Raw genomic sequence first — 14922 nt, 5'->3', positions numbered from 1 at the left:
ACGCCGCGCGACGGCAATCGCCCCGACTGACAGACTCGGCCACACGACGACAGGCGGTCGCCTCTTCGCAGGAAGCGAGATCCTCCCGGCCGAGGACGGCGGTTGCGTGCACGAGATCGCGCTGACCGATGCGAGTATCACGGTCCGCTGCCAGGATCTGCAGGCAGCGTGGACATGATCCCTGGTCGCCGCCGAGTCACCGCCGAACCCGAGGCATCCCCAGCCCGATCCACGAGATGATCTCGCGCTGGATCTCGTTGTTGCCGCCGCCGAAGGTGAAGATCACGGCGGAGCGGTAACCGCGCTCCAGTTCGCCGTGCAGGACGGCGCCCGCCGAGCCCTCCTTCAGCGGGGCGGCGGCCCCGACGACCTCCATGAGCCAGGCGTAGGCGTCCCGGCGGGCTTCGGAACCGTAGACCTTGACGGCGGACGCGTCATGTGGGGTGAGGGTGCCCTCCTGAACGGCGGTCACCATCTGCCAGTTGAGGAGCTTCATGGCGTCGAGCCGGGTGTGGGTCCGGGCGAGCAGGCGGCGCACCCAGGGCAGGTCGACGACCCGGCGGCCGTCGGCCAGCTTGGTCTCCATCGCCCAGCGCTGCACGTCGTGCAGGGCCCGGATCGCCATCGTGCCGTGGGCGGCGAGGGTGACGCGTTCGTGGTTGAGCTGGTTGGTGATCAGCCGCCAGCCCTGGTTCTCCTCGCCGACCCGGCGCGAGACCGGGACGCGGATGTTCTCGTAGTAGCTGGCCGTGGTGTCGTGCGAGGCGAGGGTGTTGATGACGGTGCAGGAGTAGCCCGGGTCGGAGGTCGGTACCAGGAGCATGGTGATGCCCTTGTGCGGCGGCGCCCCGGGATCGGTGCGCACGGCCAGCCACACCCAGTCCGCGGTGTCGCCGTTGGTGGTCCAGATCTTCTGCCCGTTGACGACGTACTCTCCCCCACTCTCGGCTTCGTCGCGTACGGCTCGTGTCTTCAGGGACGCGAGGTCGGTGCCGGCCTCGGGTTCGCTGTAGCCGATGGCGAAGTCGATCTCTCCGGAGAGGATGCGGGGCAGGAAGTACGCCTTCTGCTCCTCGGTGCCGAACTGCATGATGGTCGGGCCGACCGTGTTCAGCGCCATCAGCGGCAGCGGTACGCCGGCCTGCGCGGCCTCGTCGAAGAAGATGAACTGCTCCATCGCGGACATCCCGCGCCCGCCGTACTCCTCGGGCCAGCCCACGCCCAGCCAGCCGTCCGTGCCGAGCCGGCGGATCGTCTCGCGGTAGAACCGCTTCTGCGCGGCCGGATCCGCGTACCGGGCGTAGACATGGTCGGGCACCAGCTCGGCGAAGTAGGCGCGCAGTTCGCTGCGCAGTCGCTGCTGCTCGGGCGTGTGGTCGAGGTGCACGGCGCCTCCAGGGTCCCCAAGGGCGGTCCTGACGGCGCACACCGTAGAACGTGTTTCAGAAATAGGGAATGGCGCGCCGGGGCTCAGTTCAGGGCCGCGATGAAGCCCGTGCACGCCTCGGCGCAGGCCCGGCACACCCCCGCGGTCGATTCGGCGCCGGGCTGCCCGGCGAAGGCGTCCGCACAGTCGAGGCAGACCGAGCGGCACCACTCCAGCTGGATCCTCACCCCTTCCTCGTCCTGACGGTCCTGCTCGGACAGCATCCGGCAGGTGGCGTCGCACACCTCGGCGCACATGATGCCCAGCCGGCGCACGCGGTCCTGGCGCGGCGAACCGACCGGATCCAGCAGGCCCGCACGCACCGCACACGCTCTGGCGCACTCCGTGCAGGCCTGGGCGCACTCGAAACGGTCCTCCAGGAACCTGTAGAGCTGCTGTGGAGAAGTCGGCGATGTCACACCGGGCGGGTAGCCGGGCGGGAGCGTCGCAAACCCGTTCACCGGGACCAGGTGACGCCGCTCCGCCGGGACCATGTGATGCCGCTCCGCCGGAACGAGGTGACGCACCGGCCGGGACCGTGTCGCCGCCCGTGGAGGCACGGTAACCCAAAGTGTCCGGTTCGCCCCGTTCCGGGTGGGGTATTCCTGTCCTATGAGTACCGCACAGATGCAGCTGGCTGCGGCAAGCGGTCTGATGAGCCTCGTGCTCTTCCTGGTGGCCGTGGCCCTCCTGGCGTTCCTCGCCGGCGGCTACTGGATGACCTCCCGCATCAAGTACCGGGAGCCCCCGCGACCACGCCCCGAGGAGCAGCCGCACCTGCCACCCGAGGGCGCGGTGCATGAGGTCAGGGAGAACAGGGAGTCCCAGGAGGTTCCCCAGGTCCCCAAGGGCGGTCGCCCGCTCACCCCGTACGAGCTGACCAACATGGACACCAGGCCCAGCGCCTCGAAGGAGCGCCCGCGCTGGAGCAAGGGGTCGAGCGGCTCGTTCGGCGGCGGCGGACTGGGCGCCCACTGAATCCGACCGACGCCGAACGCCGAACACCACGCCGAACGCCGAACAGCACGCCGAACACCGAACACCGAACACCGGACACACGACACCGAGCTAACGACCGCCCCTGGCCCGCGCCAGGCCGCCGTACGCCGCTAGGAGACCTTCCTGGCGACGTCCAGGCGGCCGACGCGGGCCACGTTCTGCACGTCCTCCGGGTCCTGGCTCGGCTCGGCCGCGAACCAGGCGTCGAGGATCTCCGTCAGCACCGGTGCGGAGGTGAGCCGCAGGCTGAGCGCCAGGACGTTGGCGTCGTTCCAGCGGCGGGCTCCCTCGGCCGTGCCGGCGTCCGTGCACAGGGCCGCGCGGACGCCCGGCACCTTGTTCGCGGCGATGGAGGCTCCGGTGCCGGTCCAGCAGCACACGACCGCCTGATCGGACGTGCCCTCGGCGACGTCACGAGCGGCCGCCTCGGAACAGACCGCCCACTGCGGATCGTCACCGGACCGCAGCGCGCCGTGCTCACGCACCTCGTGGCCCCGCCGGCGCAGCTCCTCCACGAGAAGGCGGGCGACGGGTTCGGCCATGTCGGAGGAGACGGAGATCCGCATACCCCGGAGCCTAGTCAACGGGTCGCGCAACCGACCACCTCCCCGTCATCCGCGTACCCGCAGGCGCGGCAGCCGCGGGGCCGCCCACGGAATGGCGGTGCGCCGCAGGCTCTCGGGACCGTCGGCCAGGCGCAGGCCTGGGTGCTGTGCCAGCAGGGTCGTGAGCGCGATCTCGCACTGCAGCCGGGACAGCGCGGCACCGACGCAGTAGTGGATGCCGTGGCCGAAACCGATGTGGCCCTCGGTGCCGTCCTGCGGGCGGCGGGTGAGGGCGGCGCCCCGCTCGCCGATCCTCGTGTCGTACCCCTCCGGCAGGCTCGCGACGAAGGGGTGCGCCTCGGCCATGCGGGCCGCGAACTCCAACTCCTCGTCGGTGGCGTCTGCCGTAGCGGAAGTTGTCGGCGATGGTGCCGTCGAACTGGAAGGGGTCCTGGGCGACGAAACCGAGGCGCTGCGCGCAGGTCGCGGCGGGCGAGGTCGCGTACGTCCTGCCCGTCGAGCGGTACGCGGCCCGACTGGGCGTCCTGGACCCGCATGAGGAGTCTGGCGACGGTCTTGCCGGAGCCGGTGGCGCCGACGACGCCGGTGACTCTGCCGGGGGCGATCTCCAGGGTGAAGTCGTCGAGCACGGGGGGCCGGTCGGGGTCGGCGAAGGTGACCGCGTCCAGGGTGATGGCGCCCTGGACGGCGGCGGTGTCGAGGCGCGTCTCCGCGCCGACGGGTTCGGTGGGCAGGGCGTGCAGGTGTTGGACCCGGTCGTAGGCGGTCAGGGTGCGCTGGTACTGGTCGGCGACGGTACCGAGCCGGGTGAGCCGGAGCAGGACCTGCTGGGGCAGGCCGATCAGCGGGCTGAACACCTCGAAGGGGAGGGCGCCGTCGAGGACGGCGCGGCCGCCGAGCAGGAGCATGCCGACCATCGAGGCGGTGGTGCAGACGCGGATGGTCTCCGCGTGCCGCACGGTGCTCCGGTCGGTGCGCAGGTTGCTCTGCCGGTACTCCTCGCCGAGGCGGTCGACGCGTTCGGCCTCGTAGTCCTCGGTGCAGAAGCTCTTGACGGTGGCGCCGGCCTCCCAGGCTGTTGACCAACTGGCTGTGCAGTTCGGCACGGTGGTCGCTGGAGACGGACTAGTCGGCGGCCACCCGGTCCTGGTAGTGGAAGGACAGCCAGGCCGCCAGTCGTGCTGCACGGCCTGGCCGAGCCTGCGCCACTCGACGTTCGCGGCGTACGACAGTCCGGCGACGGCGGCGCACGCCACGGCCGCTGCGGCCGCGAGGAACCACAGTTGCGCGGAGGCGCCGGTGAGGCCGAGCGCGAGCAGCGGCGGGCACGAGCCCTTGATCAGCACCAGCGCGATCCAGCCGAGGAAGAGCCCGCAGGCCACCTCGGCGAGCTGGCACACGGCGGAGAGACCGGAGGCGAGGACCAGACGGGGTTTGTGGGGGCCGACGATCTCCAGCAGGGAACGCAATGAGGAGCGGGGCGCGTGCTCTGTGTCGGGTGAGGTGTCCTTGGCCCCGGACACGGCACGGCGTACGACGACGGCCGTGGCGGTGACGACCGCGCCGAGCGCCAGCAGGGGCCTGCGCAGTGCCTTGCCGCGCCCGAGCGCGAGGGCGGCGGCCCCGACCACACCGCCGGTGATCGCGAGGGTCCGTCGCAGGGACTTCATGGCGGGGTTCGGTTGTGGCCTGCCGCGGTGGGGTGGGGTGCTCGACGGGCGCGGGGTCCTCCCGTGGACCGAGGGGATTCCCGGTCGTGTGGGAACGGGCGGTCGCGTGGGGACGGGTGACGCTCCCGGAGATCAGTGCCAGAGCGCTGCGCAGAAGGGCGCGACGTCCGCAGCGGCGAGGCTCGCCCCGTGGTGCACGAGGACACTTCCGGTGACGGAGTTGACGCGGACCGACTTGATTCCCCTGATTTTGCGCAGCGCGCCCGTGAGTACGTCCGCCGCCCGTGGTTTGCCGAACATTTCCGGAACGCTCCACCGCTGCCGTCCCGGTACGTTGAAGCGCATTCTTACGTTTCCTCGCCCGGCCGTTTCTGCGGCCGCCGCCCCCACCGGTAGTGCCATGTGCAGAAGGTTCCAATTTTCTTGACGCCGCCACGCCGGTGATGTCGTTCAGTTTCACCCGAACGAGTCGGGGCCGCTCACGCAAACCGTTTCGTTTCAGCCAACCGGTTCCGCACCCTGTCTTTTTTTCGAAGCGACACCGCAGCCCGGTCACTCCGGAGAGGGAATTCCGGGTTCATTTTCCGTCATGCCCGGTATTCGGCGGCGAGGCGGCCGGATCCCGGTCCGGCGCCTGTCCATGGGGCCGGACCACTCCACCGCGGCGTCCACGAACGGCTCATGCGTCGCTATCCGGACAACTCCCTTCCGCTCGTCGAGCTCCATCGCTCCTGGGGCGCGCATCATCAAAGGAGGGGAGACCATCGACGAGGAGTGGCGATGAGGTTGTCGTTCCTTGAACCCCTCTACGAGGAGTCGGGCCCGTTCGCCTCCGTGTACCTGGACACCTCCCGAAACGTCGCGCATCCCGAGCGGGCGATCGCGCTGCGCTGGCGGCGGCTGCGCGAGAGTCTGTCCCGTCAGGGCTCGGACCGGACGCTGCTGAACGTACTGGAGGAGGTGATCGGCGCCGACACAGAGGTGCCGGGGGTGCACGGTCAGGCCGTCTTCGCCGCCCACGGCACGCTCGTCCTGGACGGGGAGCTGCCCAAACCGCCCGAGCACGACTCCGCGCGCTACAGCACCCTGCCGTACGCGATGCCCCTGGTCACCCAGCACCTTCCGGAGATCCCCTACATGGCCGTAGTCGTCCACTACGGCGGCCTTCCGACCGCCGAGACCCACGGCTGGGTGACTCTGGAGGCGGAGACCGGCATCTGGCCCGCGTCCACCGTCACCCCGGGTGAGCGGCTGCACCACAGGGTCCCGGTGGCGACCTGGCACCGCACCTCCCTCCGGCTCGGTCACCGGCTGGACGAACGGGCGCGGTGCGCCCATGCCGACGCCGTCGTCGTGGGCGGGGACGAGTGGGCGTGCAACGTGCTGATCCGCCGCCTGCCGCACACCTTGCGGGACAAGGTCGTACGCGTGGGCGGCCGGACTCCCACCGACACCGGACGCGCGCTGTTGGAGCCCCAGCTCGACGGCGTCTTCCGCGGCCGCATGGCCTCGCACGACCGGGAACTCGTGGACATCTTCATCGGCCGGCGCGCCCTGGAGGGACCCATAACGGAGGGGCTGGCCGCCACCGTCGCCGCCCTCCAGCGCAGCCAGGTCGCGGCACTGCTGCTGAACGGGCCGCCAGGGTCTTCGCTTCGGCTCTGGGCGGGCTCCCAGCCCACTCAGCTCGCCTTGACCGAGCCGGAGCTGATGTCCTTCGGCGTGCGGGCCCCGCGCGAGGAACGTGCCGACGAGGTTCTCGTCCGGGCCCTCGTCGGCACCGGTGCCGAGCTGGTCGTCGTACCGGACAGCGAGCTGAGGCTGTACGAGGGCGTGGGCGCCCTGCTGCGGTACACCGACCCGGGGACCCCGTCCTGACGCCGCCGCGCTGCGCCTCGCGGATCACGGGTCGCCCCTTGCGCCCGACCGCCCCGGATCGCGCCGCGCGCGGAACATGCCGACACTGGGCTGGAGCGGCGGATGGGGCACATGGAGGCGTGCCGGCGGTGGCCGACCCGCTGCGGTGCACCCGGGAGCGGACGACGGTCCGCCGTACGGCGCTGACGCGGCTCAACAACGAGTACTGCGAGAACGGCGCCAAGCACGTGAGCGACGAGGCGACGTCGGGCGGCGAGCACGATCACGCCGCGCGGCTTCTGGAACACACCACGACCGGGGCCGTCGACTCCACCGCCACGGCCCCGCCGTCCGATGACCCATGAAAGGACCGCCGAGGACCTGGTCCGCGCGGCCCACGCCGTGGGCGTGTCAGTCGGGAGGCCTCGCCGGCAGCCAGGGTTCTTGCCATGGCGGATATCCGGCGACGAGCTTGCTCGCGCCCGCCGGTCCCCAGGTCCCCTGCCGGTAGCGCTCGGGGTCGCCGGGCGCCTCCAGCAGTGGCTGGACGATCCGCCACGTCTCCTCCACCGAGTCCTCCCGGGTGAACAGGCTCGCGTTGCCTTGCATTGCATCACTGAGCAGGCGCTCGTACGGTTCGGGTGCCTCACCCAGCTCGGCCTCGAAGAGCAGGTCGAGGTCCACCAGCTGGGTGTCCTGCTTGCCCGGCTGCTTGGCCTGGATACGGAAGTTGATGCCAGGGCTCGGATCGATCCGCAGGATCCACTGGTCGGGCTCGGGCGCGAACCGCTCCGCGAACGCAAGCCGCGGCGGGCGCTTGAACATGATCCGGATCTCGGTCACTCGCTCGGGAAGCGACTTGCCGGCGCGGATGAAGAACGGCACCCCGGACCAGCGCCAATTCTCGACCTCCAGCCGCAACCCGACGAAGGTCTCGGTGCGCGAGCGCGGCCGCACGCCGGGGACCTGCAGGTACCCCTCGTACTGCCCACTGACGTAATGGGCCGGGTCGGCGTCGGGGATCGCCCGGAACACATCAACCCGGCGGTCTCGGAGCGCGTCCGCATCGGCGGCTGATGGCGGCTCGGACGCCACCAGGGCGAGCAGCTGCAGCAGATGGTTCTGCACGACGTCGCGGAGTGCGCCGACCGGGTCGTAGAAGTGGCCGCGGTCCTCGACCCCGAAGTCCTCGGCCATGGTGATCTGCACGCAGGAGACGTGGTCGCGGTTCCACACCGGCTCGAACACGGAGTTGGCGAACCGCAGGAACAGGATGTCCATCGCCGGCTCTTTGCCGAGGAAGTGGTCGATCCTCAGCAGCTGATCCTCGTCGAGGAGCTGACGCAGCTCGGCGTTGAGGGCGCGCGCCGACGCGAGGTCATGCCCGAACGGTTTCTCCACGACAACCCGGGCGCCCTTGGTCAGCCCGGCGCCTGCCAGGCCCCCGACCACCCGGGCAAACAGCGACGGCGGGATCTCCAGGTAGAAGACGGGGTGCTGCCTGCCGTCCACCGCCAGGGCGAGGCGTTGGAACGTCTCCTCGTCGGCGTAATCGCCCTGCACATAGGTGAGTCGGGCAGCAAACCGAGCAAAGATGTCGTCGTCGAGCGGCTCACCCGCTGCCTTGATCGCCGCGCGGGCGTGGTCACGCAGCGCGTCGTCGGACCAGCCGTCGCGCGCCACTCCGACGATCGGGCAGGTCAGCAGCCCGCGCCGCTCAAGCCGATAGAGCGAGCGAAACGTCATCTTTCGCGCGAGGTCGCCAGTGATCCCGAAAATGACCAGCACGTCTGCGGGAACGTTCGACGAGTTCAGAGCCATCTGAGCCCCCTTACGGAGCCGGCACGGCAACAGGGCCGGGCATCTTGGTCATGCTGGCGACTGGGCGTCGGCGCGAGCCGGGCCCTGGCCGGCCGCCGCGTCCGCGAGGACGAGCGACGCCGCCTCGACCCGGCCGGCGGGAATCGACCGGTCTCCCGCAACAAGCCTCGAGAGCGGTTCGCGCTTGTCAGCTCCGGTGATGAGCCAGAGCACTTGCCGGGCGCGGGCGAGCGCAGGGTAGGTGAGTGTCATGCGCTGGTGGCCCATGTAGGGCGCCGTCAGGGCCACCAGCCGGTCCGAGACTTCGAGCGCCGGGTCCCGTGGCACCAGCGAGGCGGTGTGCCCGTCCGGGCCGAGGCCCAGGTGAACGAGGTCGAAACGCTCGGGCAGCGATCGCCCGTAGGCGGCGGCCGCCGCGTCAAGGTCGGCGTCGTTCACGGGCATCGCGATGACCTCGGCCGGGGCCGCACCGAGGCTCTCCCGCAGGTGGGTGAGGTTGCGGTCCGTGTCGCCGTCGGGCGCGACCCGCTCGTCGACCTGGAACACCGCCACGTGCTCCCAGGGGACGTGCTCATGCGCGAGCCGTGCGAACATCGCCCAGGGCGTGTGCCCCCGGCTGACGGCGAACGTGAATCGGCCGTGGGCTCGCACGCAGGCCCGGGCCGGCCGCGCCACGAACGCCGCCGCGGTGCCGGCGACCGTATCGGGGTCGGCGACGACCTCGAGTTCGTGATGCACAGCGGTCAGCCCTTCTTCTCGGCGTGCCCGCCGAACTCCGAGCGCATCGCCGAGAGGATCTTGTCGGTGAACTCCCCGGCCTGCCTGGACTCGAAGCGCTCGTAGAGCGAGGTGGTGATGACCGGCACCGGGACGCCTTCGTCCACCGCGGCGAGGACGGTCCAGCGGCCTTCCCCGGAGTCGGAGACCCGCCCGGCGAAGTCGTCGAGGGAGGGCGACCTGGCGAAGGCGTCGGCGATCAGGTCGACCAGCCACGAGCCGACGACCGAGCCGCGCCGCCAGACCTCGGCCACCTCACCGACGTCGATGTCGTACTGGTAGGCCCACGGATCGCGCAGCGGCGTCGTCTCCGCGTCGACCTCTTGCCGGCTCTTGCCGGCGTTCGCGCGCTTGATGATGCCGAGGCCCTCGGCGATCGCGGCCATCATCCCGTACTCGACCCCGTTGTGGACCATCTTCACGAAGTGCCCGGCACCGTTCGGCCCGCAGTGCAGGTACCCGAGCGGGGCGGTGCCGTCGGTCCGGGACCGGCTCGGCGTCGGCTCGGCGCTGCCCTCGCCGGGCGCGATCGTCCTGAAGATCGGGTCGAGATGGGCCACGACCTCGTCCTCGCCGCCGATCATCAGGCAGTAGCCGCGCTCCAGCCCCCAGACCCCACCGCTGGTCCCACAGTCGACGTAATGCAGCGATTTGTCGGCAAGACGCCTGGCGCGCGTGATGTCGTCGCGGTAGTAGGAATTGCCGCCGTCGATGAGGATGTCGCCGGGCTCCAGCAACGGAGCGAGCTGGTCGAGGATGGAGTCGACGATCGCAGCCGGAAGCATGAGCCACAGAGCCCGTGGCTTGTCCAGTTTCGCAACCAGATCCTGGAGTGAGTCTGCGCCCGTCGCACCCTCGCCGGTCAGTTCGGCGACTGCGTCCGCGTTGACGTCGGACACGACGCAATGGTGGCCGTCTCGCATCAGCCGACGCACCAGGTTCGCCCCCATCCGGCCGAGCCCGATCATCCCGAGCTGCATGGGCTTGTCTGTCGCCATGTGGTGCCTCCTAGTCCTTGAGCGTGCGGTAGTGCGGATCAGCGCGTTCGTGGACGAGTCGTGGCCGAGCTCAGGCTCGGTCGCGCTCTCGAGCTCCGGGATGATCGCGACAGCAAGCACCTTGCCGAGTTCGACGCCCCACTGGTCGAAGGAGTCGATCCCCCAGATCGTCCCCTGGGTGAACACGCTGTGCTCGTAGAGCGCGACCAGCGTGCCGAGCCGGTACGGGGTGAGCGCCTCGGCCAGCAGCACGTTCGTCGGGCAGTTGCCCTCCATCACTCGGTGCGGCGCCACGTCCTCCTCGGTCCCCTCGGCGCGCACCTCGTCCTCGGTCTTGCCGAAGCCGAGCGCCTGGGCCTGGGCGAAGACGTTCGACGAGAGGATGTCGTGGTGCCTGCCGAGTGGGTTGAGCGACTTGCCGAAGCCGATCAGGTCCACCGGGATCAGCTTGGTTCCCTGGTGGATCAGCTGGTAGAAGCTGTGCTGCCCATTGGTCCCCGGCTCCCCCCAATACACCGCGCCGGTCTGGTAGTCCACCGGCACGCCCTCAAGCGTCACGTGCTTGCCGTTGGACTCCATGGTGAGCTGCTGGAGGTAGGCCGGGAAGCGCTTCAGGTACTGGTCGTAGGGCATCACGCCGATGGTCTGGGCACCGAAGAAGTCGCCGTACCAGACGGCGAGCAGTCCCATCAGGACCGGCAGGTTCTGTTCGAACGGCGCGGTGCGGAAGTGCGTGTCCATCGCGTGGAATCCGGCGAGGAGATCGCGGTATTTGTCGGGACCGACCGCGAGCATGGTCGAGAGACCGATCGCGGAGTCCATCGAGTAGCGCCCGCCGACCCAGTCCCAGAACCCGAACATGTTCGCGGTGTCGATGCCGAACTCGGTGACCCGCTGCGCGTTCGTGGACACCGCCACGAAATGCCGGGCGACCGCCGCCTCGTCACCGAGCTGCGCCAGGACCCATTCACGCGCAGAGCGGGCATTGGTCATCGTCTCCAGCGTCCCGAACGTCTTCGAGGCGATGATGAACAACGTCTCTTCGGCGGCCAGATCACGGGTCGCCTCGACGATGTCCGTCGAGTCGACGTTGGACACGAACCTGAACGTGAGATCGCGCCGGCTGTAATGGCGCAGCGCCTCGTAGGCCATGACCGGCCCGAGGTCGGAGCCGCCGATGCCGACGTTCACGATGTTGCGGATCGGCTTGCCGGTGGCGCCTCTCCAGGAGCCCGAGCGGACCTGGTCCGCGAATGCCTCCATCCGGTCGAGCACCTCGTGCACCTGCGCGACGACGTCCACTGCGCCGACGACGAGCGAGGACTCCTTCGGCATCCGCAACGCCACGTGCAGCACCGGCCGGTGCTCCGAGACGTTGATCCGATCGCCGGCGAACATCTGGTCGATGTGCTCGCGCAGTCCCGATTCCTCGGCGAGCCGGAGCAGCAGCCGCAAGGTCTCGTCGGTGATCCGGTTCTTCGAGTAGTCCAGGTACAGCCCTGTGGCCTCGGCCGTCATCCGCTCGCCGCGTCCCGGATCGGCGGCGAACAGCTCGCGCAGGTGGCGTCCGGCGATCTCGGAGTGATGGCCCGCGAGCGCCTTCCACGCAGAACACTCGCGCAGCGCGCTCGATGGCATGGCTCGCTCCTCTGATGGGTTCGGTCCGGCCGCTCGACGCCGAGGTCAGGCCACGGCCTTGCGTTCACGCCTGCTCCCTACCGGCGGCCACGCACTCGCGGGCAACCTGGGTGACCTTCTCGGGAGTGAAGCCGAATTTGGTCAGCAGCATCTTGAGCGGCGCCGATGCCCCGAACGTGTGCATCCCGACGACCGCGCCGCCGTCGCCGACGTATCGGTCCCAGCCGAGGGTCGCCGCCTGCTCGATGGCGACCCGGGCCCTGACCCCGGGCGGGATGACCGAGTCGCGGTATTCCTTGGGCTGGCGGTCGAACAATTCCCAGCAGGGCATGCTGACCACGCGAGCCGCGAGGCCCTCGGCGGCGAGCTCGTCACGGGCCGCGAGCGCGAGTTGCACCTCCGACCCCGTGGCGAGCAGGATGACGTCGGGCTTGCCGTCCACCGCGTCGACCAGAACATAGGCACCCCTGGCCACCCCGGATGCGGCCCCCGTCTCGGAGCGGTCAAGGGTCGGCAGTGCCTGACGGGAAAGGACCAGCACCGCCGGCTCGTGCCTGAGCGCGGCGACGACCCGCCAGGTCTCCACGACCTCGTTCGCGTCGGCCGGGCGGAACACCAGCAGCCCCGGCATCGCGCGCAGCGACGCGAGCTGCTCGACTGGCTGGTGGGTGGGGCCGTCCTCGCCGACCCCGATCGAATCGTGGGTGAAGATGTGCACGACCGGGATCTCCATCAGCGCTGAAAGCCGGATCGCGCCGCGTGCGTAGTCCGAAAAGATCAGGAAGCCCGACCAGTACGAGCGCAGCTTGGTCAGCGCCATCCCGTTCGTGATCGCGGTGGCGGCGTGCTCGCGGATCCCGAAGTGGAGGTTGCGCCCCGAGCGGTCATCGGCCTGGAAGTCGCCGGCGCCGGAGAACGTGAGGTCGGTCTTGGTCGACGGTGAGAGGTCCGCCGACCCGCCAAGCACCCACGGCACGGCTTGGGCAAGCGCGTTGAGCACCTGGCCGCTGGAGTCACGGCCGGCGATGCCTTTGGGATCGGCCGGGAAGGTCGGCAGCGCCGACTCCCATCCCTCCGGCAGGTCACGCCGCTGGATGCGCCCCAGCTCGTCGGCGAGCTCGGGATGGGTGGTTCGGTAGGCCTCGATTCGAGCCTCCCAGCTCGTCCGGGCTTCTCGACCGCGCGCGCCGACGCCCGCGGCGAAGTGCTCGTAGACGCCGTCGGGAACGAAGAAGTCCTTGTCTTCCGGCATCCCGAGGAATCGCTTGGTCGACTTGACTCCCTCCACGCCGAACGGCGCGCCGTGTGCCTTCGGGGTGTCCTCGACCGGTGACCCGTAGCCGATGTGGCTGTGCACCACGATGAGCGTCGGGCGCTCGTTCTCGGACTTGAAGGTGTGCAGCGCGCGGGCCACGGCGTCGAGGTCGTTGGCGTCGGCCACTGTGGTGACGTTCCAGCCGTAGCCGATGAACCGCGCCGCCACATCCTCGGTGAACGCGATGTCGGTGTGGCCCTCGATCGTCACCCGGTTGGAGTCGTAGATCCAGCAAAGGTTCGACAGCCGCTGGTGGGCCGCGAGCGAGGCAGCCTCCGAGGAGATCCCCTCCATCATGCAGCCGTCACCGGCCATCGCGTACACGTCGAAGTCGAAGACGGTGAAGTCGTCGCGGTTGTACCGGGCGGCGAGCCACTTCCCGCCGATCGCCATCCCGACTGAGGTCGCAACGCCCTGGCCGAGCGGGCCGGTCGTGGCTTCCACGCCGCTGGTCCACCGGTACTCCGGGTGCCCGGGGCAGCGCGAACCGAGCTGGCGGAACGTCCTGAGGTCGTCGAGGGCCACGGCGGGTCGGCCGAGGACCTCGTAGTCGGGGTCGACAGCCTGCACGCCGGTGAGGTGGAGCAGCGACCAGAGCAACGCGGAGGCATGTCCCTCCGACAGCACGAAGCGGTCGCGGTTGGGCCAGATCGGGTCGGTCGGGTCGAAGCGCAGGAAGCGTTGCCAGAGCGTGTACGCGACCGGGGCGATTCCCATCGGTGTCCCCGGATGGCCGGAGTTGGCCGCCTGGATGGCGTCCATGCACAGAGTGCGGATCGTGTTGACGGAAAGTGTTTCCAGGTCGTTGTTGCTCAATGCGAGCCTCCCTGAAGGTGCTACCCCTCCGCTCATATCGAGCGCGGCAGACTAGGGTTGAGCTTTCCCGGCCGGGGCGAAGAGCGCCGCGCCGACAATGCCCGCATCGTTCAACAGCTGCGCCGGCACGACCTCGGTCCTGAGCTCGATGTGCGGCAGGAACTTGTCGGCCTTCTTGCTGACGCCGCCGCCGATGACAATCAGGTCGGGCCACAGCAGCCGCTGGACGAGCTCGAGATACGTCTCCAGACGGTGTGCCCACTTCTTCCAGGACAGGTCGTCGTGCTCGCGCACCGACTCCGCGGCCCAGTCCTCGGCATCCCCGTGGTGCAACGGCAGGTGCCCCAGCTCGCTGTTGGGCACCAGGAACCCGTCGGAGAAGACGGCGCTGCCGATACCGGTGCCGAGCGTCACCATCACGACGACGCCCTTGCGTCCCTTGCCGGCGCCGAAGCGCATCTCGGCGATCCCGGCCGCGTCGGCGTCGTTCACCACCCTCACGTCGCGGCCGGTCGCTCGTGCGAAGAGCTGGGCCGCGTCCGTCTCCATCCAGGCCGGGTCGATATTGGACGTCGTCTGGACTTTGCCGCCCCGGATGACTGCCGGGAGCGTCAGCCCGACCGGTCCTGGGACGCCGATCTGGGAGAGCACCTGCACGACCACGTCCGCGACTGCCCCCGGGGTCGCCGGATGCGGGGTCGGGATCCGGACCCGTTCACCGATGAGGCTGCCGAGTTCGAGGTCGACCGGCGCTCCCTTGATACCGGTTCCGCCGATGTCGACCCCCAGCACGTGGGCCGTCTTGTCCAGATTTGCCTGCGCCACTGCCCGCTCCCCTCAGGGGCTGGCCCAAAATGTGTTGTTTGAATTTTGGACGTCAGGCCCCGCAAGAGCTTCGCCATGTAGCCCTTAACACTCACATATATCCCTTATATTCGCAACATCACTCTTACGGCGCTATGTCGAAGCCCGAGGGTTTCACCCAATAGCTGACGCGTTGCCATGTGGACGGAGTTCGTGACTGGCGGTGCGGCGTTTG

13 protein-coding genes and 1 pseudogene are annotated in these 14922 nt (G+C 69.6%); 3 read left to right on the top strand and 11 right to left on the bottom strand.

The features are described 5' to 3' along the window. Positions 1-196 precede the first annotated feature (196 nt). Both ACIF83_RS05905 and ACIF83_RS05900 read right to left on the bottom strand, forming a co-directional pair. On the bottom strand, positions 197-1387 hold the full coding sequence (locus tag ACIF83_RS05905) for an acyl-CoA dehydrogenase family protein (RefSeq protein WP_399723727.1): 1191 nt from the start codon (positions 1385-1387) through the stop codon (positions 197-199). 83 nt (positions 1388-1470) lie between these two features. Continuing rightward, positions 1471-1845 (bottom strand): ferredoxin, encoded by a 375-nt coding sequence (locus ACIF83_RS05900; protein ID WP_386578513.1) that lies wholly within the window; start codon positions 1843-1845, stop codon positions 1471-1473. A gap of 193 nt (positions 1846-2038) precedes the next feature. Here ACIF83_RS05900 and ACIF83_RS05895 point away from each other — a divergent pair, with 193 nt between their 5' ends. After that, complete coding sequence (locus ACIF83_RS05895) at positions 2039-2404, top strand: DUF6479 family protein (RefSeq protein WP_393477080.1); 366 nt, start codon at positions 2039-2041, stop codon at positions 2402-2404. Between the two features lie 131 nt (positions 2405-2535). On the opposite strand, the gene ACIF83_RS05890 is transcribed toward ACIF83_RS05895, so the two are convergent. From ACIF83_RS05890 to ACIF83_RS05880, 3 genes are all read right to left on the bottom strand, one after another. Further along, positions 2536-2991: an RpiB/LacA/LacB family sugar-phosphate isomerase gene (locus ACIF83_RS05890; protein ID WP_393477082.1), complete on the bottom strand. Its 456-nt coding sequence runs from the start codon at positions 2989-2991 to the stop codon at positions 2536-2538. Positions 2992-3005: 14 nt separating this feature from the next. Beyond that, positions 3006-4661: an ATP-binding cassette domain-containing protein gene (locus ACIF83_RS05885; RefSeq protein ID WP_399723724.1), complete on the bottom strand. Its 1656-nt coding sequence runs from the start codon at positions 4659-4661 to the stop codon at positions 3006-3008. 132 nt (positions 4662-4793) lie between these two features. Next, positions 4794-5006: an HMA2 domain-containing protein gene (locus tag ACIF83_RS05880; protein ID WP_399723720.1), complete on the bottom strand. Its 213-nt coding sequence runs from the start codon at positions 5004-5006 to the stop codon at positions 4794-4796. A gap of 435 nt (positions 5007-5441) precedes the next feature. Between ACIF83_RS05880 and ACIF83_RS05875 the strand changes: the two genes are divergently transcribed. Both ACIF83_RS05875 and ACIF83_RS05870 read left to right on the top strand, forming a co-directional pair. Beyond that, positions 5442-6539, top strand: a complete 1098-nt coding sequence (locus ACIF83_RS05875) for a hypothetical protein (protein ID WP_399723718.1) — start codon at positions 5442-5444, stop codon at positions 6537-6539. 128 nt (positions 6540-6667) lie between these two features. After that, positions 6668-6883, top strand: a complete 216-nt coding sequence (locus ACIF83_RS05870; RefSeq protein WP_393477089.1) for a hypothetical protein — start codon at positions 6668-6670, stop codon at positions 6881-6883. Positions 6884-6929: 46 nt separating this feature from the next. On the opposite strand, the gene zwf is transcribed toward ACIF83_RS05870, so the two are convergent. From zwf to ppgK, 6 genes and pseudogenes are all read right to left on the bottom strand, one after another. Next, complete coding sequence (zwf, locus tag ACIF83_RS05865) at positions 6930-8339, bottom strand: glucose-6-phosphate dehydrogenase (RefSeq protein ID WP_398138144.1); 1410 nt, start codon at positions 8337-8339, stop codon at positions 6930-6932. 48 nt (positions 8340-8387) lie between these two features. Next, entirely contained in the window at positions 8388-9077 is a 690-nt protein-coding gene (pgl, locus tag ACIF83_RS05860; RefSeq protein ID WP_399723715.1) for a 6-phosphogluconolactonase, read from the bottom strand. 5 nt (positions 9078-9082) lie between these two features. After that, the gene (gnd, locus tag ACIF83_RS05855; RefSeq protein WP_399724067.1) at positions 9083-10084 is read right to left on the bottom strand and encodes a phosphogluconate dehydrogenase (NAD(+)-dependent, decarboxylating); all 1002 of its coding nucleotides are present in this window, start codon (positions 10082-10084) and stop codon (positions 9083-9085) included. A gap of 36 nt (positions 10085-10120) precedes the next feature. After that, positions 10121-11752: pseudogene (pgi, locus tag ACIF83_RS05850) on the bottom strand (glucose-6-phosphate isomerase); the annotation flags it as partial. Positions 11753-11816: 64 nt separating this feature from the next. Beyond that, a complete protein-coding gene (gene tkt / locus ACIF83_RS05845; RefSeq protein WP_399723712.1) occupies positions 11817-13883 on the bottom strand; it encodes a transketolase in 2067 nt (688 codons plus the stop codon). A gap of 51 nt (positions 13884-13934) precedes the next feature. Beyond that, a complete protein-coding gene (gene ppgK / locus ACIF83_RS05840) occupies positions 13935-14708 on the bottom strand; it encodes a polyphosphate--glucose phosphotransferase (protein ID WP_393477105.1) in 774 nt (257 codons plus the stop codon). Between the last annotated feature and the right edge of the window lie 214 nt (positions 14709-14922).

It is taken from the genome of Streptomyces sp. NPDC085866 (genome assembly GCF_044541035.1).
Classification (GTDB): Bacteria; Actinomycetota; Actinomycetes; order Streptomycetales; family Streptomycetaceae; genus Streptomyces.
Note: the sequence above shows the minus strand (reverse complement) of the source record. Positions and strands in the feature narration are given on the sequence as shown.

Excerpts from the sequence above, each read along its gene's own strand:
- ACIF83_RS05895 (WP_393477080.1), top strand. The coding sequence starts at position 2,039 with ATGAGTACCGCACAGATGCAGCTGGCTGCGGCAAGCGGTCTGATGAGC.
- ACIF83_RS05875 (WP_399723718.1), top strand. The coding sequence starts at position 5,442 with ATGAGGTTGTCGTTCCTTGAACCCCTCTACGAGGAGTCGGGCCCGTTC.
- zwf (WP_398138144.1), bottom strand. The coding sequence starts at position 8,339 with ATGGCTCTGAACTCGTCGAACGTTCCCGCAGACGTGCTGGTCATTTTC.
- ACIF83_RS05880 (WP_399723720.1), bottom strand. The coding sequence starts at position 5,006 with ATGCGCTTCAACGTACCGGGACGGCAGCGGTGGAGCGTTCCGGAAATG.
- ACIF83_RS05890 (WP_393477082.1), bottom strand. The coding sequence starts at position 2,991 with ATGCGGATCTCCGTCTCCTCCGACATGGCCGAACCCGTCGCCCGCCTT.
- gnd (WP_399724067.1), bottom strand. The coding sequence starts at position 10,084 with ATGATCGGGCTCGGCCGGATGGGGGCGAACCTGGTGCGTCGGCTGATG.
- ACIF83_RS05885 (WP_399723724.1), bottom strand. The coding sequence starts at position 4,661 with ATGAAGTCCCTGCGACGGACCCTCGCGATCACCGGCGGTGTGGTCGGG.